The sequence below is a fragment of the Bartonella sp. MR168JLCBS genome (assembly GCF_042194175.1).
On record NZ_JBHIMP010000106.1, the window covers coordinates 1 to 260 of the forward strand.

Below are 260 nucleotides of genomic sequence, written 5' to 3' on the forward strand. Positions count from 1 at the left end.
CACACGATAAGGAGCAGTCATCGATTCATCAAAGGCAGAAACAGTATTCGATGCAATTTTATCGCTCGCAAAATTAACAGACGTTGCATCTTTTTCTGAAATTTTTGTGTTGACCTGCTCCAACATAAAGGGTTCACACTCAAAAAATGCGTTATCAGAAAGATGAAAAACAGGTGTTATTTTTTGCATCACATTATCTGCTTGTAATTTATGCTTCCCTGCATCCTCCTCAAGCGGCGTGCTAACAGTTTGCCGTGACA

At 39.6% G+C, this 260-nt stretch carries 1 pseudogene; it reads right to left on the reverse strand.

Annotated features, from left to right (window positions below):
- Positions 1–260 (reverse strand): annotated as a pseudogene (locus ACFIK8_RS09480) (DNA translocase FtsK); the annotation flags it as partial.